This is a genomic window from Jiangella anatolica, from assembly GCF_003236295.1.
Classification (GTDB): domain Bacteria; phylum Actinomycetota; class Actinomycetes; order Jiangellales; family Jiangellaceae; genus Jiangella; species Jiangella anatolica.
Genome location: NZ_POTW01000026.1, coordinates 22,221 through 46,796, shown reverse-complemented (window position 1 = coordinate 46,796; position 24,576 = coordinate 22,221). Strand labels below are relative to the sequence as shown.

Annotated in this window: 17 protein-coding genes; 9 read left to right on the top strand and 8 right to left on the bottom strand. The window is 73.4% G+C overall.

Going from position 1 to position 24,576, the window contains the following annotated elements; genetic code table 11:
- Window position 1 precedes the first annotated feature (1 nt).
- The 5 genes from C1I92_RS12970 to C1I92_RS12950 are packed head-to-tail and all read right to left on the bottom strand — an operon-like array spanning window position 2 to window position 5,172.
- The gene (locus C1I92_RS12970) at window positions 2-862 is read right to left on the bottom strand and encodes an enoyl-CoA hydratase/isomerase family protein (protein WP_111255078.1); all 861 of its coding nucleotides are present in this window, start codon (window positions 860-862) and stop codon (window positions 2-4) included.
- Window positions 859-2,433, bottom strand: a complete 1,575-nt coding sequence (locus tag C1I92_RS12965) for an acyl-CoA dehydrogenase family protein (RefSeq protein ID WP_111255077.1) — start codon at window positions 2,431-2,433, stop codon at window positions 859-861. The genes C1I92_RS12970 and C1I92_RS12965 overlap by 4 nt, the downstream gene beginning before the upstream one ends.
- Window positions 2,430-3,269 carry a citryl-CoA lyase gene (locus C1I92_RS12960; RefSeq protein ID WP_111255076.1) on the bottom strand — a complete coding sequence of 280 codons (840 nt, stop codon included), beginning with the start codon at window positions 3,267-3,269 and terminating at the stop codon, window positions 2,430-2,432. Before C1I92_RS12960 ends, C1I92_RS12965 begins: the two co-directional genes overlap by 4 nt.
- Before the next feature lie 2 nt (window positions 3,270-3,271).
- A complete protein-coding gene (locus C1I92_RS12955) occupies window positions 3,272-4,444 on the bottom strand; it encodes an acyl-CoA dehydrogenase family protein (protein WP_199521187.1) in 1,173 nt (390 codons plus the stop codon).
- On the bottom strand, window positions 4,441-5,172 hold the full coding sequence (locus tag C1I92_RS12950; RefSeq protein WP_146605119.1) for a maleate cis-trans isomerase family protein: 732 nt from the start codon (window positions 5,170-5,172) through the stop codon (window positions 4,441-4,443). The genes C1I92_RS12955 and C1I92_RS12950 overlap by 4 nt, the downstream gene beginning before the upstream one ends.
- Before the next feature lie 188 nt (window positions 5,173-5,360).
- Here C1I92_RS12950 and C1I92_RS12945 point away from each other — a divergent pair, with 188 nt between their 5' ends.
- Window positions 5,361-6,602 (top strand): ABC transporter substrate-binding protein, encoded by a 1,242-nt coding sequence (locus C1I92_RS12945; RefSeq protein ID WP_111255074.1) that lies wholly within the window; start codon window positions 5,361-5,363, stop codon window positions 6,600-6,602.
- Between the two features lie 115 nt (window positions 6,603-6,717).
- Here C1I92_RS12945 and C1I92_RS12940 read toward each other — a convergent pair whose 3' ends face one another.
- Window positions 6,718-7,560 carry a thiopeptide-type bacteriocin biosynthesis protein gene (locus C1I92_RS12940; protein ID WP_111255073.1) on the bottom strand — a complete coding sequence of 281 codons (843 nt, stop codon included), beginning with the start codon at window positions 7,558-7,560 and terminating at the stop codon, window positions 6,718-6,720.
- A gap of 174 nt (window positions 7,561-7,734) precedes the next feature.
- Between C1I92_RS12940 and C1I92_RS12935 the strand changes: the two genes are divergently transcribed.
- Together C1I92_RS12935 and C1I92_RS12930 are read left to right on the top strand one after the other, a co-directional pair.
- Window positions 7,735-8,985, top strand: coding sequence for an NsdA family TPR-like regulatory protein (locus C1I92_RS12935; RefSeq protein WP_199521186.1), 1,251 nt, complete (start codon window positions 7,735-7,737; stop codon window positions 8,983-8,985).
- Window positions 8,982-9,869 (top strand): phosphotransferase, encoded by an 888-nt coding sequence (locus tag C1I92_RS12930; protein ID WP_111255072.1) that lies wholly within the window; start codon window positions 8,982-8,984, stop codon window positions 9,867-9,869. Before C1I92_RS12935 ends, C1I92_RS12930 begins: the two co-directional genes overlap by 4 nt.
- On the opposite strand, the gene C1I92_RS12925 is transcribed toward C1I92_RS12930, so the two are convergent.
- Both C1I92_RS12925 and C1I92_RS12920 read right to left on the bottom strand, forming a co-directional pair.
- The gene (locus tag C1I92_RS12925) at window positions 9,866-10,705 is read right to left on the bottom strand and encodes a hypothetical protein (protein ID WP_111255071.1); all 840 of its coding nucleotides are present in this window, start codon (window positions 10,703-10,705) and stop codon (window positions 9,866-9,868) included. The two genes, C1I92_RS12930 and C1I92_RS12925, sit on opposite strands and share 4 nt — an antisense overlap.
- A 20-nt stretch (window positions 10,706-10,725) precedes the next feature.
- On the bottom strand, window positions 10,726-13,086 hold the full coding sequence (locus C1I92_RS12920; RefSeq protein ID WP_199521185.1) for a hypothetical protein: 2,361 nt from the start codon (window positions 13,084-13,086) through the stop codon (window positions 10,726-10,728).
- 175 nt (window positions 13,087-13,261) lie between these two features.
- Between C1I92_RS12920 and C1I92_RS12915 the strand changes: the two genes are divergently transcribed.
- The 6 genes from C1I92_RS12915 to C1I92_RS12890 all read left to right on the top strand — a co-directional run bounded on the left by C1I92_RS12915 (window position 13,262) and on the right by C1I92_RS12890 (window position 24,568).
- Window positions 13,262-14,308 (top strand): LacI family DNA-binding transcriptional regulator, encoded by a 1,047-nt coding sequence (locus C1I92_RS12915; protein WP_111255070.1) that lies wholly within the window; start codon window positions 13,262-13,264, stop codon window positions 14,306-14,308.
- The gene (locus C1I92_RS12910) at window positions 14,305-15,900 is read left to right on the top strand and encodes an FAD-dependent oxidoreductase (protein ID WP_111255069.1); all 1,596 of its coding nucleotides are present in this window, start codon (window positions 14,305-14,307) and stop codon (window positions 15,898-15,900) included. Before C1I92_RS12915 ends, C1I92_RS12910 begins: the two co-directional genes overlap by 4 nt.
- A gap of 14 nt (window positions 15,901-15,914) precedes the next feature.
- Window positions 15,915-17,201, top strand: a complete 1,287-nt coding sequence (locus C1I92_RS12905; protein ID WP_111255068.1) for an ABC transporter substrate-binding protein — start codon at window positions 15,915-15,917, stop codon at window positions 17,199-17,201.
- On the top strand, window positions 17,201-18,094 hold the full coding sequence (locus C1I92_RS12900; RefSeq protein WP_111255067.1) for a carbohydrate ABC transporter permease: 894 nt from the start codon (window positions 17,201-17,203) through the stop codon (window positions 18,092-18,094). Before C1I92_RS12905 ends, C1I92_RS12900 begins: the two co-directional genes overlap by 1 nt.
- Complete coding sequence (locus C1I92_RS12895; RefSeq protein WP_111255066.1) at window positions 18,084-18,920, top strand: carbohydrate ABC transporter permease; 837 nt, start codon at window positions 18,084-18,086, stop codon at window positions 18,918-18,920. Before C1I92_RS12900 ends, C1I92_RS12895 begins: the two co-directional genes overlap by 11 nt.
- Before the next feature lie 86 nt (window positions 18,921-19,006).
- Complete coding sequence (locus C1I92_RS12890; protein ID WP_111255065.1) at window positions 19,007-24,568, top strand: ATP-binding protein; 5,562 nt, start codon at window positions 19,007-19,009, stop codon at window positions 24,566-24,568.
- Window positions 24,569-24,576: the final 8 nt, after the last annotated feature.

Here is a 24,576-nt window from a genome sequence, read left to right as displayed (position 1 = left end):
GTCACCACCCCGTGTAGGCGGCGTCGCGCCGCTCGGCGTACGCGGCCATCGCCTCGGCGTGGTCGGCGGTCCGGAACAGGTACTCCGCGGCGCCGTAGGTCAGCTCCATCGTCTGCGGGAGGTCCAGCTGCAGCGCCCGGCGGGTGATGTTCTTGATCGCGGCCAGCGCCGCCGGCGGACCGGACGCCAGCCGCCGGGCCAGCTCCAGCGTGCGCGGCATCAGGTCGTCCTGCGGATGGACGGCGCTGACCAGGCCGAGCCGCAGCGCCTCCTCGGCGTCGACCCAGTCGCCGGTGTACATGAGCTCCAGCGCCTTGCTCAGCCCGACCAGCCGGGGCAGCCAGAACATGCCGCCGTCGAACGGGATCAGGCCGCGGCGCACGTAGATCTGGGCGAACCGGGCCTCCGCGGCGGCGATCCTGATGTCGCAGGCCAGGCTGATGTCCATGCCGGCGCCCGCGGCCAGCCCGTTGACCGCCGCGATGGTGGGCTTGTCCAGCCGGTGCAGCGCCAGCATCAGCTCGCGGCCGGTCTGCTTGGTGTGGCGCAGCCGCTCCTCCACGCTCATGGTCGGGACGTTCCACAGCGGCCGGTCCAGCGGATGCGCGCCGTTGCCGCCGTCCTTGCGCTCGCCCATCGCCTTCGCGTTGCCGCCGGCCGAGAACGCCCGCCCGGTGCCGGTCAGCACGAGCACTCGGATGTCGGGGTTGTGGGCCGCCGCGTTGAGCGCCAGCGCGAGCTCGTTCATCGAGGCCAGCGTGAACGGGTTCAGCGCCTCGGGCTGGTCGAAGCGCACGACCAGGACGCCGTCGTCGAAGGTCACCTCGTGGTACGTGTACGTGTCCGCGCCGAGCCAGGTCATGCGACTCCCACCTCCGGTCGCCAGCCGGCGGCGAGCTGCCGGCCGACCAGCATGCGCTGGATCTCCGAGCTGCCCTCGGCGATGCGCCACAGCCGCACCGCCCGGTACAGCGCCTCGACGGGTAGTTCCGTGCAGTAGCCGGTGCCGCCGAGGATCTGCATCGCCCGGTCGGCCACCCGGCAGGCCAGCTCCGTCCCGTACGCCTTGACCGTCGCCGACTCCGCCTGGGCGCGCTGACCGGCGTCGATCGCCATCGCCGTCCGGTAGGCGGAGCTGCGGCAGGCCAGCAGCTCGGCCGCGGAGTCGGCCAGGTACCACTGCAGCGCCTCGAACTCGCCGATCGGCCGGCCGAACTGCACGCGGCCGCGGCCCCAGTCGGCGGCGATGTCGATCAGGCGGGCCGCGACGCCCAGGCAGTGCCCGGCCATCAGCACCCGCATCCTGCTCACGTCGGCGATCAGCAGCCGGAAGCCCTCGTCCGGCTCGCCCAGCCGCGCGTCGTCGCCGACGTGCAGGCCGTCGTAGCGCAGCTCGAACGAGTGCAGGCCTTCGCGGCCCATCATGTGCTGCTCGCGGCCGACCTCGACACCGGGTGCGTCCAGGTCGACCAGGAACGCCGTCAGTCCCTTGAGCCCGCGGTCCGGATCGGTCTTGGCGAACGTGATGACGAAGTCGGCCCGGTCCAGGCCGGTGATGAAGTGCTTGGCGCCGTCGATCCGCCAGCCGTCGCCGTCGCGGACCGCGACCGTCCTGATCGCCGCCAGGTCCGAGCCGGCCTCCGGCTCGGTGGTCGCCCACGCGCCCCAGCGCTCGCCCCGCAGCCACGGCCGCAGATAGGCGGCGTGCTGCGCCGCCGTGCCGTGCCGCGCCAGCGGCAGCGAGCCGGGCGGTGTGCCGACGACGTGCCGGAAGCCGACGGCGACCCGGCCCATCTCCTCCGCCGCCACCAGCTGGCCGACGAGGCCCAGCCCCATGCCGCCGTGCTCGGCGGGCAGGCCGAGCGCGTTGAGGTCCAGCTCCCGGCCGCGCCGCTCCAGCTCCGCCCACAGCTCCACCGGCAGGTCGCCGTCCTCGTTCAGCCGGGCCTCGTGCGGCAGCAGTTGCTCGGTGACGAACCGGCGCACCAGCGCGCGCAGCGATACCAGTTCCGGCGGCAGCGGCAGCGTGGTCGCGTCGTACTGGAACCGGCCCGCGTGCACGGCCGCGCCGATGGCGCTGCGCACCTGGTGGATCGGGGTCGGGTGGACGGCCAGCCGGGCGGCGGACGCGGCCGGTTCCGTCGTCTCCCCGCCCACCTGGCGCAGCGTCGAGACCGCCCGCTCGGCCGCCGTCGCCGCCAGCAGCCGGGCCGCCTGCGCCTGCTGCACGGCGACGTCGCCGTGCGCGGCCCGGGCGTCGCGGATCAGCGCGTCCACCGTCACCGCGTCCATCGCCGACTCGGCCACGGCGAACTCCGTGCCCTGCCCCGTCACCGCCGGGAAGGCCAGGTCGACGCAGCGGGCGGTGACGGCGACGGCCTCGGCCGCGCCGGCCAGGCCGGCGTCTGTCGCCGGGTCCAGGGTCGCCGTCATGCGGCCCCACCCGCCGCGGTCACGTACCGGCCGGGCAGCGGCCGCGGCGCGGGCCCGTCGTAGTCGACGGTGTCGAACGGGATGCCGCGCCAGCCTCTCTCCCGCACGGTCTCCTCGACGGCGTGCGCCGCCAGCCCGCAGGTGCGCGCGATCATGCACACGGCCCGGGCGTGCCGCCAGTCCAGGCCGATGTCCAGCATGATCGAGCCCAGTGCGCCGTCGATGTTCATCGGGATGCGCCGGCTGCCGGACCGCTCGATCGCCGCCTCCAGCGCCAGCGCGAGTGCCACGTGCGGCCCCGCGACGCCGAGCCGGGCGGCGGTGCCGACCAGCCGCGGCGCGCGCGGGTCGCCGTTCGGATGCTGCGGATGGCCGTAGCCCGGGATCCGCCGCTTCGCCGCCCGGTGGCCGGTGACGATCCGCTCGGCCGTGGCCGTCCAGCCCTCCGGCGTCGTCGGGCCGGCCTCGACCTCGGCGACGGTCTCGGACAGGAACCGGGCGAACTCCTCGCCGGCGCCGCCGTGGATGTCGCCGAACGTCAGCAGCCCGCCGGCGACGCTGGCCTGCAACGGCACCCCGGAGGCGCTGATCATGCGGGCCACCGCCGACGACGGCGAGATGCCGTGGTCGACGATCGATACCAGCATCGTGTCGAGCATCCGGCGCCGCGGCTCGGTGGGCAGCTCGCCGGTCAGCACCAGGTAGATGCCGGACACGAAGTCGACGTGGTCGATCAGGTCCAGCAGGCTGTAGCCGCGGATGACGACGTCGTCGCCGGTGTGCGGGTCCGCGACGGCCGTGCGCCACTGGATCCGGCTGCTGTCCTCTGCCTGCATCCCTACCTCCGGAACAACACGTTGTTGGCGATGATGTGGCGCTGGATCTGGTTGGTGCCCTCGACGATCTGGTAGAGCTTCGCGGCGCGGAACCGGCGCTCGACCGGGAAGTCCTTCATGTAGCCGTAGCCGCCGAGGAGCTGGACGGCGTCGGTGGTCACGGCCATCGCGGTGTCGGTGGCCAGCACCTTCGCCATCGAGGCGGAGGTCTCCGCCGTCCGCCCGCCGGTGCCGGCGTCGGCCATGATCGCGGCGTGGTAGGTCAGCCGGCGGGCCGCCTCGAGCTTGATCGCCATGTCGGCGACCATGAACTGCACCGCCTGGAACTGCGCGATCGGCTGGCCGAACTGCCGCCGTTCCAGCAGGTAGTCGCGGGCGTACTCGTAGGCGCCGGTGCCGATGCCCAGCGCGACGGCGGCGGCCAGCGGGCGGGTCTTGTGCAGCGCCCGCAGCGCGCGCATCCCCTCGTTCTCCGCGCCGAGCATCGCCGTGGCCGGCACCCGCAGCCCGGTGAACGTCAGGGCCACCGTCGGCGACGCCTCCTGGCCCATCTTGCGCTCCAGCCGGTCGACGACGATGCCGGGCGTGCCGTTCTCGACGTCCTGCTCGACGAGGAAGCCGCTGATGCCGGAGAGCTTCGGCGCGTCCGGGTCGGTCTTGGCGAACACCATGAGCAGGCCGGAGATGTTGCCGCGGGTGATGAAGCACTTGTGCCCGTCGATGACGTAGTCGTCGCCGTCGCGGACCGCCCGGGTCTCCATCGCCGCGTTGTCCGAGCCGGCGTTCGGCTCGGTGAGCGCGAACGCCGCCTGCAGCTCGCCCGTCGCCAGCCGCGGCAGGTAGCGCTGCTTCTGCTCGTCGGTGCCGGCCAGCACGATCGGGTAGCTGGCCAGCGACGGCCCTGCGATCAGCGACGCGCTGACCGAGCAGACCTTCGCGACCTCCTCGGCGATCAGGCACTGCAGCAGGACGCTGGCGCCGATGCCGCCGTACTCGGCGGGGACCGGCAGCCCGAGCAGGCCGAGGTCGCAGAACGTCCGGTAGATGTCCCAGGGGAAGTCGTGCGACTCCGCGATCGCGTCCGCCCGCGCGGCGACGACGTCACGGGCGAGGTCGCGGGTCATCGCGACCATGTCCCGCTCGGTCTCGGACAGCGGCAGCGAGTCGTCGATCACGTGGCGACCCCTTCGGCGAGCAGCCGGCCGTAGCCGGGCGCGGCGGCGGTGACGCCGAGTTCGGTCAGCACGGCCCACAGGGCGGCCTGGGTGGCGGAGACGACGGGCACGCCGAGCTCGGCCTCGAGCTCGGCGATCACCTCGTGGGAGTGGACGTTGAGGCAGGCCAGGTACAGCGCGTCGCTGCCCGGCTGCCACGCTTCGCGGGCCAGGGCGGCGATCTCCGCCGAGGCGAGCGTGGCCAGCTCGTACGTGTCGGCGATGCCGAGGCTGCGGCTGCCGGCGACGGTGAAGCCGGCCGACTCGAAGTAGGCGACCTCCATGTGGTCGATCTCCGGCACGTACGGCGAGGCGATGGTCAGGCGCCGGGCGCCCACCGCGCGCAGCGCCCGCACGACCGCGTCGATGCCGCTAAGGCACGGGATGCCGGTGAGCTCGGTCAGCTCCCGCACCACCGCGAGGTCGTGGTCGCGGCCGCGGACCAGCCCGGAGGCCGTGCACGCGTAGAGGATCGCGTCCGGCCGGCAGTCGGCCAGCACCCGCACCGCGGCCCGGCCGTGCGCGTCCATCCGCTCCACCGCCGCGGCCGTGGCATCCGGCCCGATCGGCATGCGCTGGGCGTGCACCGTCAGCCCGGCCGGGAGCGTGGCCGCGAAGAACGGCTCGACGACGGTGTTCACGCTCGGCAGCACCACACCGACGCGTCCCACGCTGGGTGCTGCGTCCATGCCGCCTCCTTGCGAGCTGGTCGGTGCCGTGGTCGCGACGTTAGCAGGACATCAGATAGTCCGGCAACCGAATACTTTGTGTCGTTAGTTGGACACCCGTATATCCATTGACCGATAGTTGGTTGCATGGCTAGCATGCGGCCAGCCACACATGCGGGGCACGCCCACAACGATGTGAGGGGAGCACCATGCAGCGAAGGACACCGGGGCGATTTGCCGCCTGCATCCTGGTCGCCGGACTGGCGGCATCGGCCTGCGCCGCGAACGGCGACAACGAGACCTCCGGCGACGGCGGCGACAAGCCAGGCGTCGTCATCGGCGCCATCGGCAACCGGGTCGGCCCGATCCCGCTCGTCGGCCGCGACCTCGGCACCGCGATCGACGACTGGTTCGACATGCTCAACGCGCAGGGCGGCATCAACGGCCGCCAGGTCGAGCTGATCGAGATCGAGTCGCAGTACGACGTGTCCAAGGCGCTCGCGGCGTACGCGCGGCTGAAGCGCGACGGCGCCGTCGGATTCTTCCCGATGGGCCTGGCCCAGGCGCAGTCGCTGGGGCCGATGGCACAGACCGACGAGATCGTCATGCTCGCGACCGGGACCGGCCAGGCCGAGACGCTCGACGGCGCCGCCGCGCCGTTCGAGTTCCAGGGCGGCGCCAGCTACCCGGCCCAGTACTCCGCCATGGTCCAGCACGCCAACGACGACTGGGCGGCGAAGGGCGAGCAGGGCACGCCCACGTTCGCCACGCTGTGCTGGGACACGCCGGCCGGCAAGGCGTCCTGCGACGCGGTGAAGGCGGCCGCCGACGCGGCCGGCAACGAGGTGGCCGTCGAGACGTTCGTGGCGCCCACGACCGCCGACCTCGCCGCCCAGGCGCTGCGCTTCGACGAGGCCGCGCCGGACTACGTGTTCCTGTCCGGCGGCGCGAAGTTCCCGCTGCTCGCGCTGAACGCGTTCCGCACCGTCGGGCTGGACGCCCCGGTCTACAACATCATGTGGGGCTTCTCCGACGACGTCTGGGAGACCGCGGGCGCCGACGCCGAGGGCTACACCGGCACGTCGCTGGCCAACCTGGCCGCGGACGCGCCGGACGCCTACGACCAGCTGCGCGAGTACTTCGAGTCCGAGGGCAAGGAGCCGCCGGAGTTTTTCGACGAGGCGCTCTACGCCCAGGGCTTGGTGATGGCGAACCTCATGGCCGAGGCGATCCGCCAGGCCGACCTGCTGGCCGGCGACGGCGAGATCACCGGCGACCTGCTGCGGCAGGGCATGGAGAAGATCGCCGACTTCGACGCCGGCGGCCTCACCTGCCCGGTGACGCTGACGCCTGACGACCACATCGGCACCCGCCAGGTGAACCTGTACCAGATCGAGAACGGCGCGCCGGTGCGCGTCGGCGAGTGCGTGGAGGGCGCCACGACCCAGTGACGCGGTCCGGAAGGCGAGCCCCGGCGGTGGTGAGACGGTGCGTGCCTCTCACCACCGACCGGGCTCGCCGGGCCGTCAGCTACACCCTCAGCCGCGTCGACGCGCGGTGAGCTGCTCAGCGCCGCCAGAACAGCGCGGCGGCGCGGGCCAGGCGCAGCGACTCCCGCCGGTCGGCCGGGTCCGCGCCGGCCGCGCGCAGGTGATGGGCATGCAGCAGGGCCGCGAGCACGCGGCCGGTGTCGAGGCGGCCGGCCTGCCGCAACTGCGCGCGATAGGCCACCAGCGCTCGCCGGCGCAGCTCCCACGCGTGCGCGACGGCGCCTCCGCCGGGCGTCGAGCGCAGCGCCGCCCAGTCGCCGGCCGGGTCGGCCAGCCGGACGGCCGCGGCGGGGACGGGTCGTGGCTCCGGCGCCGCGGGTCCGGGCCCCGCGTGGTCGATCAGCCACCGCAGGCCGGCGGTGGCGCCGCCGCTGAATCCGGTGGCGATCGCGACGAGACTGGCGGCGGTCAGCGCGCGGCGGTGCTCGGGCGACGTGCCGGTGAGCTGGACGACGGCGGCGTGCGAGTCGGCGGCGAAGACGGCCTCCGCCGCCGTGAGCGCGGGGCCGGCGCCCCACCGTCCGGTCGCGGGCCGGTGCGGGACGTAGCTGACGTCGCGGAGCAGGCCCAGGCCCCGCAGCGACGCGGCCCAGCTGCCGACCCGCCGCGCGGCGAGGCTGTAGGCGGCGCCGTCGCCGCCGGCCAGTGCGATGCGCAGCCGCAGGTGCGGCTCCGGGTCGCGGTAGCGGCTGAACCACCACACGGGCGGCTCGTCCCACGCGGCCAGCAGGGCGGGCAGGTGGTCGGTGAGCAGCTCGGCCTGCCGGTCCGGGCGGCCGTAGACCTTGGCGTACAGCCACGGCGCGGCACCGGCCCACTGGTGCGGGCCGCGCACCCGCTCGGTTCGCGTCTCGGTCATCTCTGCTCCGTCCGGTGGCCGGTCGAACCGGACCGGGGGTAGGAGGGCACCCCGATCCGGCCGACCACGGGGTCCAGCGTCGGGGACCTCCGGGCCGCCGGGGAGGGCATCCTGCGGGGCGATCTGGCGGCCGTGCCCCCGGCTCCCGGTACTGTCGGCGCAGGAGGGATGCCGGTGCCGACGTCGAACAGCAAGCTGCGCGCGCTGCGCGAGTCGCGGCCGTCGCCGGCGCGTCCCGGCACCGGGCTGAGCCGCGGCGAGCTGGCCGAGGCCGTCAACGAGTACCTGTGGCGCACCACCGGACGGCGCTACTCGCTCGACGCCCACACCGTCGCGCGGTACGAGCGCGGCGCGATCGGCTGGCCCAGCGCTCCGTACCGCGAGGCGCTGCGCGCGGTGCTCGGCGTGGCCAAGGACGCCGACCTCGGCTTCCATCCGACGCCTCGGGGCCGCACCACGCCGTCGCGGGCCGGCCGGTTCCTGGCCGGCATCTCGATCGACAGCCCGGCGCCCACCCGGATCGGCTGGGCCGACGTCGAGCAGGTGCGCGCCGCCGTGCGTGCGGTCGCCGCGTCGGAGAACCTCTTCGGCGGCGGGCTGTCCTGCGAGTCCGGCATGGCGCAGCTGCGCTGGGCCGCCCGGCTGCTGGACGCCCGGGGCAGCGACGAGGTCCGGAACGCGATGCACGAGGCGGTCGGCAACCTGGGCGGCGTCGTCGCGTACTCGGCGTTCGACATCGCCGCCTACCGCGCGGCCGACCAGTGCTTCGAGTTCGCGCTCTGGTGCGCGGACGAGGGAGGGTCCTGGGCGTTGCGGGCCAACACGCTGGCGGAGATGTCCCGGAAGGCGGCGCACCTGGGCGACCTGGACGGCGCCCTGGCGATGATCGAGTCCGCGCGGTCCCGGCCGGACCGGGTGTCGGCGACGGCCCGGGCGATGATGTCGACGCTGCGGGCGCGGCTGCTGGCCGTCATGGGCCGGCCGGCCGAGGCGCTGGCCGACATCGAGCGTGCCGACGCGCACTTCGCCGAGCGCGATCCCGCCGGCGACCCGCCGTGGCTGTGCTACTACGACGCGGCCGAGCACGAGGGCAGCACCGGGAAGGCGCTGATCCCGCTCGCGCTCGCGGGCGACCGGCCCGAGGTCGCCGCGCCGCGGCTGCGGACGGCGATCGAGGCGCACCGCGACGACTACCCGCGGTCGCGGGCGTTCTCCCGGATCCGCCTGGCCACGTTGACGATGACGGCTGGCGACCCGCGCGAGGCCGCCGCTATCGGCCGCCGGGCGGTCGCCGAGGCGGCTCCGCTGCGGTCGCGCCGGCTGCTGGCCGAGCTGGGCCGGCTCGCCGACGCGGCCCGGCCGCACACCCGCGTCGGCGACGTCGCCGACCTGCGCGCGGACATCGCCGAGCTCGCGGCGCCGTGACGGCGGGACCGGACCGGGCCCGCGCCGTACTCGACGCCGCCGCACACATCGCGGGCCTGGCCGCCGGCGGCGCGACGCTCATCCGCGACGGCGCCAACGTCATGTACCGGCTGCCCGGGCAGGTCGTGGCCCGGATCGGCCGGCCCGGACGGGAGGACACGGCGCTGCGCGAGGTGCGGGTGTCGGCGTGGCTGCGCCGCAACGGCGTCGCCGCCGTCGAGGCGCTGGACGACGTCGCGCAACCGGTGGTGATCGACGGGCGGCCGGTGACCTGGTGGCGGGAACTGCCGCCGCACCGCCCAGCCGAGCCGGCCGAACTGGCCACCGTCCTGCGAGCCGTGCACGCGCTGGCGCCGCCGGACGGCCTCGCGCTGCCGCTCTACGAGCCGTTCGCCCACCTCGACGACCGCATCGGCGCCGCCGCCGGCCTCGCGGACGGCGACCGGGCCTGGCTGCGCGGCCACCTGGCCGAGCTGCGGCGCCGGTACGCGCGGCTGGACCTGCCCGGCCCGCCGCAGGTCATCCATGGCGACGCCTGGCAAGGCAACGTCGCCGTGCCCGCCGACGGCCCACCGGTGCTGCTGGACCTGGAGGCGGTCGCTCTCGGCCACCGCGACTGGGACCTGATCCAGATCGCCGTCGACCACGCCGACTTCGCCCGGCTCGACGCCGCGGACTACCGCGCGTTCGTCGACGCCTACGGTGGCTACGACGTCGTGGGCGCACCGTGGTTCCGCACGCTCGCCGACATCCAGGAGCTGCGCTGGACCACGTTCGCGCTGAGCAAGGCCGCCGTCAGCGCGGACGCGTCGGCGCAGGCCCGGCACCGGATCGCGTGCCTGCGCGGCGATGTGCCGCGGCCCTGGACCTGGGCCGCGATCTAGCCCTCGGACGGGACGTACTTCTGGTACTCCGTCTCGAACGTGAGCGGCGTGTCCGGGTCGAACTCGACGTGGACGGCGCCGGCGGAGTCGGCCAGCACGACGACCGGCGAGCCGAGGACGGGGACGCGGGGCGGGTCGGTGCGCATGTACACCGTCACGACCCGGCGGTCGGCGTAGCTCACCTGCACCGTGAACTGCGGCAGGTCCCAGAGCCAGGACTGCAGGAACACGCGCGCGGCGATGGTTCCCTCGTACCGCGTGCCGGTCCGCCGCAGCCGCTCGATGGTCACCTGCCTGGCCCGCGCGTGCGGCACGGCCAGAGCGAGCCGGGCAAGGAGCAGGAGGGTGAGCAGCGTGACCAGGGCGCCGGCGAGTACGCCGAGCTCGCGCGGGATCTCCGGCGAGGTCGCGATGCGGTCCAGGTCGAACGCCGGCGTCGGCTCGGCGGCGTAGCCGGCCACCGTCCAGCCGATGGCGCTCCCGCACAGCCCGAGGAGCACCGACAGTCCGGAGAACAGGCCGGCGACCCGGCTCTGCCCGAACGTCTCGCGGAGCTGCCCGTGCAGCGTGGCGGTGATCGTCGCCGCGACGAAGGCGGTCACCGCCGCGGCCCCGACCGCCCAGGGGCTGCCCATCGCCATGTACAGGTCGTGGCTCGGTGCCAGCCCGAGCAACGCCGCGTACGGCACCGAGGCCGCGGCCGCCCAGGCCGCGGCCCCGATCAGCAGGAGCAGCACGTGACCGGCGCGCACCCGTCCGACCGGCTGCCCCGGCGCGAGCTCGGTCATCCTCGCGCCGCGGTCGGTGGTCGAGAGGATCGGGGTGCGCTCCGACATCGACGACTCCTCTCCGCTGGTCAGCGTACTGGGCGCGCCCCGGCGAGGCGGGGGCGGATCCGGGTGCCCGGGCGTGCCTGCGGGATGACCTGGAGGCCGCGGAACGCCCGGGGCGCGCCGTCGAGGACGATCTGGGTGGTCCGCCCGGTGACGGTGAGGTCGGTGCGCCGCCCGATCGCGTCGTACGCGACTGCCGTGTCGCCGGTCGTGGTGACCGACAGCGTCGTCTTCGTCGGCCACGGGTCGATCCACAGCTCGGGGGCGGGGAAGTGGTCGCCCGTCCCGTGGTTCGCGTTGAGGATGTAGCCATCGGCACGGTTCCAGAGCACGGTCAGGTCGCCGTCCGGCGTCTGGAACACCAGGCCCTTCGTCCTCGGATCGTCGAACTGCAGCCAGCCGCCGAAGACGGCGTCGTCGAGCAGCCGGGCGGCGTTCGCGTAGGCCAGCAGCGACGGCTTCGCGCTGAGGTCGCGGTTCATCAGCCCGAAGTGGTACTCGACGTTGTCGGGGTTGGCGATCTGCGGCATGCCGAGCACGCTGTCGTGGAACTGGTACCAGAGCACGCCGCGGATCCCCTCGGCCTTCGCCAGGGCGAGGGTGAGGAAGATGTTCTCGGCGGCGTGCCGGTAGGTGTCGTTCCACCACGCGTTCGGACGGGTGCAGGCGTAGGCCTCGGTCAGCCAGATCTCCTTCTCGCCGTACTCGGCCATCAGCTCCTTCAGCTTGCGCAGCCCGCCGTAGAAGTTCCAGTAGCTGCCGTGGCTCGACGGGTCCGAGCCGTCGGCCGGCACGTAGTCGGGGGTGAAGTTGCCGCGGCCGGGGTGGAAGGCGAACGCGTCGATGAGGTCCCAGCCGCCGCCGGCGTGGAAGTTGCGCACCCACGGCTCGTCCATGCCGGCCAGCCCGTTGTTCATGATCTTGATCGTGGCGCCGACGGCGGCGGCTCGGTCGACGACCGGGCGCAGCGCCAGGTCGATGTACTTCTGCGCCGCCACACCCGTGTTGAACGGCCGGTTCAGCTCGTTGCCGACCTCGAAGTACTCCGCCCCGGCGGCGATCGCGATGTCGAGGTTCGTCGCCGCCCAGGCCGCCGCGGCCTCCGGCGTGGCGTCGAGCGACGGCTGCAGCTCGATGTTGTGCGACATGCCGCGCGCGTCGAACGCCGACGGCGGCAGGCCGGGGCCGCCGTCGTAGGCGATCCGGACCCGGCTGACGCCGACGCGCTGCCACAGGTCCAGCAGTGCGTCGGCCGACGGGCGCTGCAGCCAGGGGTAGTTCGAGATGCCGAACATGCTCGCCGCCGACGGGCCGGCGGCCGGCTCGGCCGGCAGCACGGACAGCGTCGTGCGGGCGAACGCCTCGTCGGCGCCGGACCGCGCGGTCACCTCGGCCACGAGGATCCCCTGCGCCGGCGCCGCCACGGTGAACGTGTGCTCCCGGGCCGACCGGGCGGCGATCGTGACGGGGACCGTCGCGCCGGCCAGCTGGGCGCCGTCGTAGTCGCGGACCCACCAGCCGAGGTCGACGGTCTTGTCCACGTCGCCGCCGTTCGCGACGAGCGCCGTCACCGACATCGTCTCGCCCGCCTGTGCCCAGATGCTGAAGTCGCGGCCGGTCCGCAGCTCGACGCCGAGCTCCCGGCCGAGGCCGATCGACGCCGTCGCGGAGGGACGGGTCGTGCTGAAGAAGAAGTCGGCCTGGCTGCGGTAGCCGCCGCCGGGCAGCGCGACGCCGGGGGAGTGGACCCAGGTGCTGTTCGTCCAGGCCTGCCGGGACCGCTCCAGCAGGAACATGCCGTGCTGGGCGCCCCACGTCGACGTGTGCGCCACGCCGATGTTGTGCTCGTACGGGATGCCGCCGCCGGCGTCGCGGACCCACTCGGTGACGGCGACATAGTCGTCGGGCTCGGTGGCCGACACGATCGCCCGGCTGAACGAGAACCCGTCCGGTACCAGCGTCGACGCGCCGTTGACCTGCCACTCCAGGTGCGCGTGGTTGGTCGCCACCGTCACGGTGCCGACGACGGTGGTGGGGCCGGCGGCCGCGGCGAACGTGTACGCCATCTGGATCGCGGGGGTGCCGTCGGGCAGCGTCACGAGTGTGGGCTGGCCACCGGTCGAGGTGTGTACGCCGGTGCCGCTGTCCTTGACCTGGAAGCGCGAGCCCTGCGAGCGGATGACGCCGGCGCCGTCGCGGATGGCGATCCGCCCGCCGACGCTGGCGACGACGCTGATGCCGGCCGCGGAGAGGGTCACGTCGCCCGCGGCCGCCGAGGCGGTGACGGGGGATCGTTCCGCGACGAGCAGGACGCCCGCCGCGAAGGTGGCTCCGAGGAAGCCGCGGCGGCTGAGGTCACGTGCCGAGGTGGGTTCCGACGTCATCGTCGCTCCGTTCTGCTCGCTTCGACGCGAGCCGATAATGCCTATTAGCATCTTGGGCGACCTCATCCTGGGCGGTCCGCCGAAGCGGTGTCAAGAAGGGTTGCGCGATTTGATGATGCGTATTATCGTCGCCGCCACCGCGTGAAAATAGGCATTATCAAGTTCAGGAGCTCAGATGCCACCGAAGCCTCGCCGGGTCACCCAGCGGGAGATCGCCAGGATCGCCGGCGTGAGCCAGACGACGGTCTCGCTGGTCCTCAACGACCGCGACGGCTCGAACGTCCGCATCCCCGAGGAGACCCGTGAGCGGGTCCGTGAGGCGATCGAGGCGGCGACCTACGTCGCCGACCCGGCGGCCCGCCGGCTCGCGGGCCTGGACAACCAGATCGTCGGCGTCTTCACCTACGAGCCGGCGCTCTCGCCCGAGAGCATGGACTTCTACGGCCCGCTGCTCAACGGCATCGAGCGCGCGGCCGAGCAGGTCGGCTGCGACCTGCTGTTCTTCACCAGCTCGCCGGTCGCCGAGGACGGCACCCGGCGGCTGTTCCACCGCAAGACGCGGCTGCGGCTGGCCGACGGCTGCATCCTGCTCGGCCAGCAGATGGACGGCGCCGAGTTGGAGCGCCTCGTCGACGAGCGGTTCCCGTTCGTCGCGGTCGGCCGCCGGGACGAGACCGACGCCAAGGTCCCCTACGTGGGGCTGGACTACGTCACTCCGACGCTGGCGCTCATCGACCGCGCCGTCGCCCTCGGCCATGAGCGCGCCGTCTACCTGCACGGCGGCCGGCCGGTCCCGAGCGCCCGGGACCGGCTCGCCGCGATCGAGACCGCCGGCGCCGAGGGCCGGCTCGCGTTCGCCCTGGGCGGCTCGGACGACCTCGGCGGCCTGGCCGCGCTGGTGCGCGAGCACGGCGCGACGGTGGTGTTCGCCGAGGACGCGTTCGTGGCCGAGGACGCCGTACACGCGCTGACCAGCGCGGGCCTGACGGTTCCGGCCGACGTCTCCGTCGCCGCGCTCGGTGAGGTGCGCGGGCACCGCAGCGACGGCCGGGTGCTCAGCGGCTTCCACGTGCCGCGCGAGCGGGTCGCCGCGGTGGCGCTGGACGTGCTGCACGAGCTCATCGCGTCCCCGGTCGAGGACTGGGACACGCTGGACACCCAGCGCCTGCTCGGCGCCGAGGTCGAGCCGGGCGAGACGATCGTCGAGCGGACGGCCCGATGACGACGATCCACACCGACGTCGCGATCGTCGGCGGCGGGCTCGGCGGCGTCGCCGCCGCGCTGGCCGTGCTCGACCGGGGCCTGCGGGTCGTGCTGACGGAGGAGCACCCGTGGCTGGGCGGCCAGCTCACGTCGCAGGGCGTGCCTCCCGACGAGCACATCTGGGTGGAGCGGTTCGGCGTCACGGCGCGCTACCGGGGCCTGCGCGACGGCATCCGCGACCACTACCGGCGCAACTACCCGCTGTCCGAGGCGGCCCGGGCGGACCGGGAGCTCAACCCGGGCCGCGGCCGGGTCAGCCGGCTGTGCCACGAGCCGCGGGTCGCCGCCGCCGTCATCGGCGAGCGCCTCGGCCCGTACGAGGCCAGCGGCCGCCTGGTCGTCCTGCGCCGGACCGTCCCGGTGGGCGCCGACGTCGACGGCGACCGGGTCCGCTCGGTCACCGTCGAGCGACCGGCCGACGGAGTTCGCACGACGATCCACGCGTCGTTCGTGCTGGACGCCACCGAGACCGGCGACCTGCTGCCGCTCACCGGCACCGACTACGTCGTCGGGGCCGAGTCGCGGGACGAGACCGGCGAGCCGAGCGCGCCCGTCGTCGGCGACGCCGCGAACGTCCAGTCGATCGCCTGGTGCTTCGCGTTCGACCACGTCGACGGCGACCACACGATCGAGCGGCCGGCCGATTATGAGGAGTGGCGCGCGCTGGAGCTGCCGTTCTGGGGCGCCCCGATGCTGTCGTTCGTCGCGCCGAACCCGCGCACGCTGGCGCCGGAGGCTCGCACGTTCGACGTCAACCCGGCGGCCGAGCGCACCGGCGACCCCCGTTTCGACTCCGGCGACCAGGACCTCTGGACGTTCCGCCGGATCGCGGCCCGGCAGACGTTCCGCGAGGGGTTCTACGACAGCGACATCGTGCTGGCGAACTGGCCGCAGCTGGACTACGTCGGCGGTTCGATCATCGACACCGCCGACCGCAAGGAGCACCTGGCCGCCGCGAAGGCCCAGTCGCGGGCGTACTTCTACTGGCTCCAGACCGAGGCGCCGCGGCCCGACGGCGGCGCCGGCTGGCCCGGCCTGCGGCTGCGCGGCGACGTGCTCGGCACCGGCGACGGCTTCGCGCAGGCTCCGTACATCCGGGAGTCGCGCCGGATCCGGGCCCACCGCACCGTCGTCGAGCAGGACGTGTCCGTCTCCGTCCGCGGCCACGCCGGACCGGCACGGTTCGCGGACTCCGTCGGCGTCGGCATGTACCGCATCGACCTGCACCCGTCCACCGGCGGCGACAACTACATCGACGTCGAGTGCGCGCCGTTCGAGATCCCGCTCGGCGCGCTGGTCCCGCTGCGCACCGTCAACCTGCTGCCGGCGGCGAAGAACATCGGCACCACCCACATCACCAACGGCGCCTACCGGCTGCACCCCGTGGAGTGGAACGTGGGCGAGTCCGCGGGCGAGCTCGCGGCGTACTGCATCGAACGCTCCATCCGCCCGGGCGACGTCGTCGCCGATCCGCGGCTGACCGAGCGGTTCCAGGCCCGCCTCGTCGAGGCGGGCGTCGAAATCCACTGGCCCGAGATCATCGGCTACTAGGGAAGAGCACACACATGACCACAGCAACGAGGCTGGGCGCCGCCATGCTGGCGGCCGCCATCGGGCTCACCGCCGCCGGCTGCTCCGCCGACTCCACCGGCTCCGACGACACGTCGTCCACCCCGGCCGCGGCCGGCAGCGTCGACCTGCGCATGACGGTGTGGACGTCGAACGAGGACCAGCTCGCGCTGTTCGACTCGATCGCCGAGTCCTACCGCGCCGAGCACCCGGAGATCGGCTCGATCACGTTCGAGAGCCTGCCGTTCGCGGACTACAACACGACGCTCACCACGCAGATCGCCGGCGGCAACGCGCCCGACCTCGCTTGGATGGGCGACCTGTCCGAGGACCTGATCAGCTCCGACGCGCTGGTGCCGCTCACCGAGAAGCTCCAGGACACCGAGGGCTGGAACTACGACGACCTGCTGGACAGCGTGACCGCGGAGTTTTCCGACGGCGACGAGCTCTACGCCTACCCGTTCTCCAACTCGCCGTTCGCGCTGTACGTGAACACCGACCTGCTCGCGCAGGCCGGGCAGACCCTGCCCGCCGACGGTCTGACCTGGGAGGACGTGTCGACGATCGGCGCCGCGGTGAACGCGGCCACCGGCAAGGGCGGCTTCGTCCTCCGCGACTTCGACTACGCCTCCTGGAACGTGCTCGGCACGGTGTGGCCGGGCTGGGGCGCCGCCGCCTGGTCCGAGGACGGCACCGAGTGCACCTTCGACAGCCCGGAGATGACCGAGGCGTTCCGGTTCCTGCACGACGCGGCCTTCGTCGACGGCTCGATGCCGGGCCCGGGCACGACGGCGGACTTCTTCGCCGGCGACTCCGCCTTCACCGTCGCCCAGGTCTCCCGCGCGTCGCTGCTGGACGGCTCGTTCGCCTACGACGTCGTCCCGCTGCCCGAGGGCCCGGCCGGCGAGTACTCCGTCATCGGCCAGGCCGGTGTCGGTGTGCTGTCCTCCAGCGACCACGTCGAGGAGGCGACCGACTTCCTCGCCTACCTCACGAACCCGGAGAACGCCGCGCTGCTGGCGCAGTACTTCCCGCCGCCGCGCGAGTCGCTGCTGACCGGTGAGGCGCTGGCGGCGAACAACCCGAAGCTGACCGCCGAGCAGCTCCAGACCGTCGTCGTCGACCGCATCCCCGACGCCGTCACGCTGCCCAACCACGCCAACCCGGCGGAGATCGCGCAGAAGGGCAAGACGGCGCTGGACGCGATGTGGACGGCCGACGCCGACGTCGAGGCAGTGCTCGGCTCGGTCTGCGACGCGATCCAGCCGCTGCTGTCGCGGTGATGAAGGCACCGTTCTGGACGACGAGGCGGCGAGACGCGCTCACCGGCTACCTGTTCATCACGCCGCAGCTCATCGGCGTCGTGGTGTTCGTGCTGGTGCCGGTGGGCCTCGCCGTCTGGTACAGCCTCAACGACTGGAACATCTTCCGCGGCGAGCTCACGTTCGTCGGCGGCGAGAACTGGGCGGCGCTGCTGGACGACCCGCAGCTGCCGTCCGTCCTCGGCGCCACCGCGGTGTTCTCCGGCGGCGTCGTCGTCCTGAACATCTCGCTCGGCCTCGCGCTCGCCGTCATGCTGAACCGGCGGTTCCGCGGCGTGACGGTGTTCCGGACGATGTTCTTCTCCCCGGTCGTCGTGTCGGTGGTCGCCTGGACGCTGGTCTGGGGGTTCCTGCTGCAGGACAACGGCGGGATCAACGCGGCGCTGAGCGTCGTCGGCATCGACGGCACGAATTGGTTGCAGAACGGGAACACCGCGATGGTCGCGGTCATCGTCACCCAGGTGATCCGCTCCGTCGGCGTCAACATGGTGCTGTTCCTGGCCGCCCTGCAGGGCGTGCCCGGTGAGCTCTACGAGGCGGCGCGGATCGACGGCGCCGGCGACGCGGCCATCTTCCGCCGCATCACGCTTCCGCTGATCTCGCCGACGCTGCTGCTCACGGCCATCATCACGATCGTGGGTGCGCTGCAGGCGTTCGCGCAGATCGCGGTGCTGACCCAGGGCGGGCCGGGACTGTCGACGACGGTGCTCGTCTACTACGTGTTCCAGCAGGCGTTCGAGTTCAACGACATCGGCTACGGATCCACGCTCGCGCTCATGCTGCTGACGTTCGTCATGCTGCTCACGCTGCTGCAGTGGCAGCTGCGCCGGAAATGGGTGTTCCATGAGAACTGACCTCGCGCGCCGCATCGTGCTCGTCGTCGCGCTCACGGTGCTCGCCATCCCGTTCGTGATCCCGACGGTCTGGATGATCGCGTCGTCGGTCAAGCCGCTCGCGGAGATCTTCCAGTCGCCGCCGACGCTGTTCACGTCGTCGCCGACGTTCGAGGCCTACGCCGAGGCGTTCCGGTTCCAGCCGTTCGCCCGGCAGTACGTCAACAGCGTCTACATCGCCGTTGTGGTCACCGTCATCACGCTGGTGGTGTCGAGCATGGCGGGGTACGCCTTCGCCCGGATCCGCTTCCCCGGGAGCAACGCGCTGTTCCTCGTCGTGCTGGTCGGGCTGCTGGTGCCGAGCGAGGTCACGATCGTGCCGCTGTTCCAGATGTTCACCGAGGCCGGGATGGTGAACACGCACTGGCCGCTGATCCTGGTGACCGCGCTCGCGGCGCCGTGCGTGCTGGCGACGTTCATCATGCGGCAGTTCTTCATCGCGCTCCCCGGCGAGCTGGAGGAGGCGGCCCGGCTCGACGGTCTCGGCCGGCCGGCGATCTGGGCCCGCATCGCGCTGCCGCTGGCCAAGCCCGCGCTGTCCGCCGTCACGATCCTCACGTTCCTGGCGTCGTGGAACCTCTACCTCGAGCCGACGGTGTACCTGACCTCGCCGGAGCTGTTCACGCTGCCGCAGGCGCTGACCCGCTTCACCGACGCCTATGGCGGCGAGATGTGGAACACCCAGCTCGCGGCGGCGACGATGACCGTCGTGCCGGTGCTGATCGTGTTCGTGATCGCGCAGCGGCAGTTCGTCGAAGGGCTCGCGCACGCGGGGCTGAAGGGGTGACGGCTTGTGCGGACCGCACAAGCTATGGGCCGCGACCTTGTACGCGATGCGCCACGCCCTCGGTGCCATTGGCCTGACAAGGTCGAATGGTGCCGGACATCTCCCGTATCGCGATCGTCAACCGGGGTGAGGCCGCGATGCGGCTCATCCACGCCGTACGAGATCTGAACGCCAGATCCGTGCCCGCGGACGGGGCCGCAGCGGTCCGGACGATCGCGCTGTACACCGACGTCGACGCCGCGGCCGCGTTCGTGCGGGAGGCCGACGAGGCGTACCTGCTCGGGCCGGCCGCGCGCCGGCCCTACCTCGACCTGGCGAAGCTGGAGCAGGCACTGACCGAGACCGGCGCGGACGCGGTCTGGGTCGGCTGGGGGTTCGTCGCCGAGGACCCGAACTTCGCCGAGCTGTGCGACAAGCTCGGCGTCACCTTCATCGGCCCGAGCGCGGACGCCATGCGCCGGCTCGGCGACAAGATCGGCGCGAAGCTGATCGCCGAGGAGGCCGGCGTCCCGGTCGCGCCGTGGAGCCGCGGCGGCGTCGGCACCCTCGACGAGGCGCTGGCCGCGGCCGAGCGGATCGGCTACCCGCTGATGCTCAAGGCCAGCGCTGGCGGCGGTGGCCGCGGCATCCGCAGGATCACGTCCGCGGACGAGCTGCGCGAGGCCTACCAGCGCACCCGCGACGAGGCCGAGCGGGCCTTCGGCAGCGGCGTCGTCTTCCTGGAGCGGCTGGTCACCGGCGCCCGCCACGTCGAGGTGCAGATCATTGCCGACGGGCAGGGCACGGCGTGGGCGGTCGGCGTCCGGGACTGCTCCATCCAGCGCCGCAACCAGAAGGTGATCGAGGAGTCCGCGTCGCCGCTGCTGCCGCCGGAGGCCGTCGCCGACGTGAAGGCGGCGGCCGAGCGGCTGGCGATCGCCGTCGGCTACGCCGGCGCCGGCACGGTCGAGTTCCTGTACCACCCCGGCGAGCGGACGTTCGCGTTCCTGGAGGTCAACACCCGGTTGCAGGTCGAGCACCCGATCACCGAGGCGGTGACGGGGCTGGACCTGGTCCGGCTGCAGCTGCAGGTCGCGTCCGGCCGGCCGCTGACGGGCGAGCGCCCGGCCGAGCGCGGGCACGCCGTCGAGGCGCGCCTGAACGCCGAGGACCCCGACCGCGACTTCGCGCCGGCTCCCGGCCGGATCAGCCGGCTGGAGTTCCCGACCGGGCCGGGCATCCGGGTCGACACGGGCGTGACCGAGGGCGACACGATCCCGGCCGACTTCGACTCGATGATCGCCAAGATCATCGCCTACGGCACGGACCGCGCCGAGGCGCTGGCCCGGCTGCGCCGCGCGCTGACCGAGACGACCGTCGTCATCGACGGCGGCGCCACCAACAAGAGCTTCGCGCTGGACCTGCTGGACCAGCCCGAGGTGGCCGGCCCGTTCGACGCCGACGGCCGGGTCGTCGGCCACGACGGACTCGTCTGCGCCGACACCGGCTGGATCGACCGGGTCCGGGCCGAGGGCCGGCTGGTGTCGCGGCGGCACGCCGGCGTGGCCCTGGTCGCGGCCGCGATCGAGGCCTACGAAGAGGCCGAGCGCGTCGAGGTGACCCGGTTCCTGGAGACCGCCCGCGGCGGCCGGCCGCAGACTCAGCACGAGCACGGTCAGACGATCGAGCTGGAGCTGCGCGGCGTCACGACGACGCTGACCGTGCGGCAGAGCGCGTCGGGCACCTACGAGGTCGGCGTCGTCGACGCGGCCGGCGTCGAGCAGTTGGTGGAGGCTCGGCTGGACCGGCTGGACGCGGTGCACGGCCGGCTGCGTCTGGGCGAGCACACGTTCCGGCTCGTCACGGCCACCCATCCCCCGGTGCACCTGGTCGAGGTCGACGGCGTCACGCACCGGATCAGCCGGGCCGAGGGCGGCATGATGCGCGCACCGGCGCCCGCGCTGGTCGTCGCCACCCCGGTCGCCGTCGGCGACGAGGTCGAGGCCGGGGCGCCGGTGCTGGTGCTGGAGTCGATGAAGATGGAGACGGTGCTGCCGGCGCCGTTCGCCGGCCGGCTCAAGGAGCTGCTGGTCCGGGCCGGCAGCCAGGTCGAGACCGGCGCGCCGCTGGCCCGGCTGGAGCCGATCGGCGACCCGGCCGACGCGCCGTCGGTCGTGAGCCGTGACGGCGACGACCCGGCCGCGGAGGTGGCCGCGCTGCGGCCGTCCCACACCGAGCGGGCGGAGGCGGACGCGGCCCTGGAGCGGCTGCGCGGCCTGCTGATGGGCTACGACGTCGACCCCGACGACCGGCGCGCGGCCATCGCCGACCACCTGCGGCTGCGCGACCACCTCGCCGACGACCGGCCCGGCGTGCTGCGAGCCGAGATGCGGCTGCTCTGGCTGTTCACGGACCTCGCCGAGCTGAGCCGCAACCGGCCGGCCCACGACGAGGGCCACACCGAGCTGCGCGTGCACAGCACCCGCGAGCACTTCCACACGTTCCTCCAGTCGCTGGACCCCGAGCGCGGCGGGCTGCCGGAGCAGTTCCGCGAGCGGCTGCTGCGGGTGCTGCGGCACTACGGCGTCACATCCCTGGACCGGACGCCGGAGCTGGAGGAGGCGCTGTTCCGCGTCTTCCTGGCCCAGCAGCACACCGACACCGACGTGGAGATCGCCACGGCGATCCTGCAGCGCTGGCTGGCCGAGCCGCGTCCGGCGACGGGACTGGCGCGGGCCGCGCGGACCGAGCTGGAGCGGCTGGTCCGCGCCACCCAGCTGCGCTTCCCCGTCGTCGGCGACCTGGCCAGGTCGATCCGGTTCCGCTGGTTCGACCAGCCGCTGGTCGACGCCGAACGGCGGCAGGTGCTCGACGGCGTCGCCGCCGAGGTGGCGGCGCTGACCTCGGCCGACGCGCCGAACCGAGCGGCACGGATCGAGGCGCTGGCACAGATCCCCGAGCAGCTGGTCGGGTTCCTGCGCGACCGGCTGTTCGAGCGCTTCCCGGCGACCGAGCCGCTGCTGGAGGTGCTCATCCGCCGGCACTACCACGAGTACGCGCTGCACGACCTCACCGTCGCCGAGGCGGCCGGGCGCCCGGTCGTGTCGGCCGAGTACCAGTCCGACGAGCACGGCTCGACCCGGGTGATCTCGACCATCGCGGACATCGCCGAGCTGTCGGACGCCGACGGTGCCCTGGCGGCGGCGATCGGGGCCGAGCTGGCGGACGACCACGAGAACGTGATCGAGATCTATCTGCGCTGGCCGGGCCTGCCGGCCGACCCGGAGGAGACGTCGGCGCGGCTCGAGGAGCTGGTCCGTGCCCTGCCGTTCGCCGCCCGGGCCCGCCGCGTCTGCGTCGCGACCTGCCCGGAGCCCGGCCGCGCGGTCGACTACTTCACGTACCGGCCGACGGACGCGGGTCTGGTCGAGGACGATCTCGTCCGCGGCATGCACCCGATGGTCGGGCGCCGCCTGAACCTGTGGCGGCTGACCGAGTTCGACGTCACCCGGCTGGAGGCGCCGGGCGACGTGATCCTGTACGAGGCGGTCGCCAAGTCCAACCCGGCCGACCGGCGGCTGGTCGCCTGCGCCCAGGTCCGCCAGCTCGCGGTCGTGCGGGACGAGGCCGGGCGGGTGATCGGGCTGCCGCACGCCGAGCGGGCGGTCGAGAACTGCCTGGAGGCGATCCGCCGGGTCCGCACCGCCCGCGGCCGCGCCGGCGCCCGGCTGGACCAGAACCACGTCTGGGTCACCGTCTGGCCCGTCGTCGACGCCGACGTCGACCAGCTGAAGGCGCTGCAAGCCAAGATCACCCCGCTCAGCGAGGGCGCAGGGCTGGAGGAGGTGCTCGCGCTGGGCCGCGTCGCCGGCCCGGACGGCGCCGTGCACCCGATCGCGATCCGGTTCCACGCCCAGCCCGGCGCCGGCACCGTCGCCGACCTGGTCGAGCCGCCGACCACCCCGCTGGCGCCGCTGGACGACTACGCCGGCAAGGTGCTGCGTGCCCGCCGTCGCGGCCTGGTGTACCCGTACGAGCTGGAGTCGGTGCTGGCCGGCGGCGGCACGCTCACCGAGCTGGACCTGGACGAGAACGGCGCGCTGGTCGAGGTGGACCGGCCGCGCGGACGCAACACCGCCGGCGTCATCGTCGCCCGGGTCACGACGCCGACGAAGCTCTACCCCGAGGGCGTCACCCGGATCGTGCTCTGCGGCGACCCGACGATGTCGCTCGGCGCGCTGGCCGAGGCCGAGTGCGCTCGGGTGATCGCCGCGCTCGACCTGGCCGAGGAGCTGGGCGTGCCGCTGGAGTGGTTCGCGCTGTCCGCCGGCGCCCGGGTGGCGATGGACTCCGGCACCGAGAACATGGACTGGGTGGCGGCGGCGCTGCGGCGCATCGTCGAGTTCACCCAGCGCGGCGGCGAGATCAACATCGTCGTGGCCGGCATCAACGTCGGCGCGCAGCCGTACTGGAACGCCGAGGCGACGATGTTGATGCACACCCGCGGTGTGCTGATCATGACGCCGGACTCGGCGATGGTGCTCACCGGCAAGCAGACGCTGGACTTCTCCGGCAGCGTGTCGGCCGAGGACAACTTCGGCATCGGCGGCTACGACCGCGTCATGGGGCCGAACGGGCAGGCGCAGTACTGGGTGCCGAACCTGGCCGAGGCGCTCGGCGTGCTGATGGCGCACTACGAGCAGACGTACGTGCTGCCGGGCGAGGCCGGGCCGCGGGTCGCCGTCAGCTCCGACCCCGACGACCGGGACATCTCGTCGCACCCGCATGGCGGCGAGTTCGCCACCGTCGGCGACGTGTTCTCCGCCGCGGCGAACCCGGACCGGAAGAAGCCGTTCGACATCCGCGCGGTGCTGCGCGCCGTCGCCGACGCTGACGCGCCGCTGCGCGAGCGGTGGGCCGGGATGGCCGACGCCGAGACCGCCGTCGTCACCGACACCCGGCTCGGCGGGCACTCGGTGAGCCTGATCGGGATCGAGTCCAAGCCGGTGCCGCGGCACGGGTTCCCGCCCACCGACGGCCCGGACACCTATACGGCGGGGACGCTGTTCCCGCGGTCGTCGAAGAAGATCGCCCGCGCCATCAACGCCGCGTCGGGCAACCGGCCGGTGGTGGTGCTGGCCAACCTCTCCGGCTTCGACGGGTCGCCGGAGTCGATGCGCAACCTGCAACTGGAGTACGGCGCGGAGATCGGGCGGGCGGTCGTGAACTTCCGCGGCCCGATCGTGTTCTGCGTGATCTCCCGCTACCACGGCGGCGCGTTCGTCGTCTTCTCCAAGCGGCTCAACCCGGGGATGACGGTGCTGGCGCTGGAGGGCTCCTACGCGTCGGTGCTCGGCGGGGCGCCGGCCGCGGCTGTCGTGTTCTCGGCCGAGGTCGACAAGCGGGCCGCCGCGGACCCGGCGGTGGGCGCGCTGGAGCGGCGGATCGCGGCCGCGACGAACGGCGAGCGCGCGCCGCTGCTGCTCGAGCTGGCCGAGCTGCGGGCGGCGCTGCGGGCGGAGAAGATCTCCGAGGTCGCGGCGGAGTTCGACCGGATCCACGACATCCGGCGAGCGGTCGAGGTCGGCTCGGTCGACGAGGTCGTCACCGTCGCCGAGCTGCGGCCGAAGATCATCGCCGCGATCCGCCGGTATCCGTCGCGCCGTTGATCTCAGAA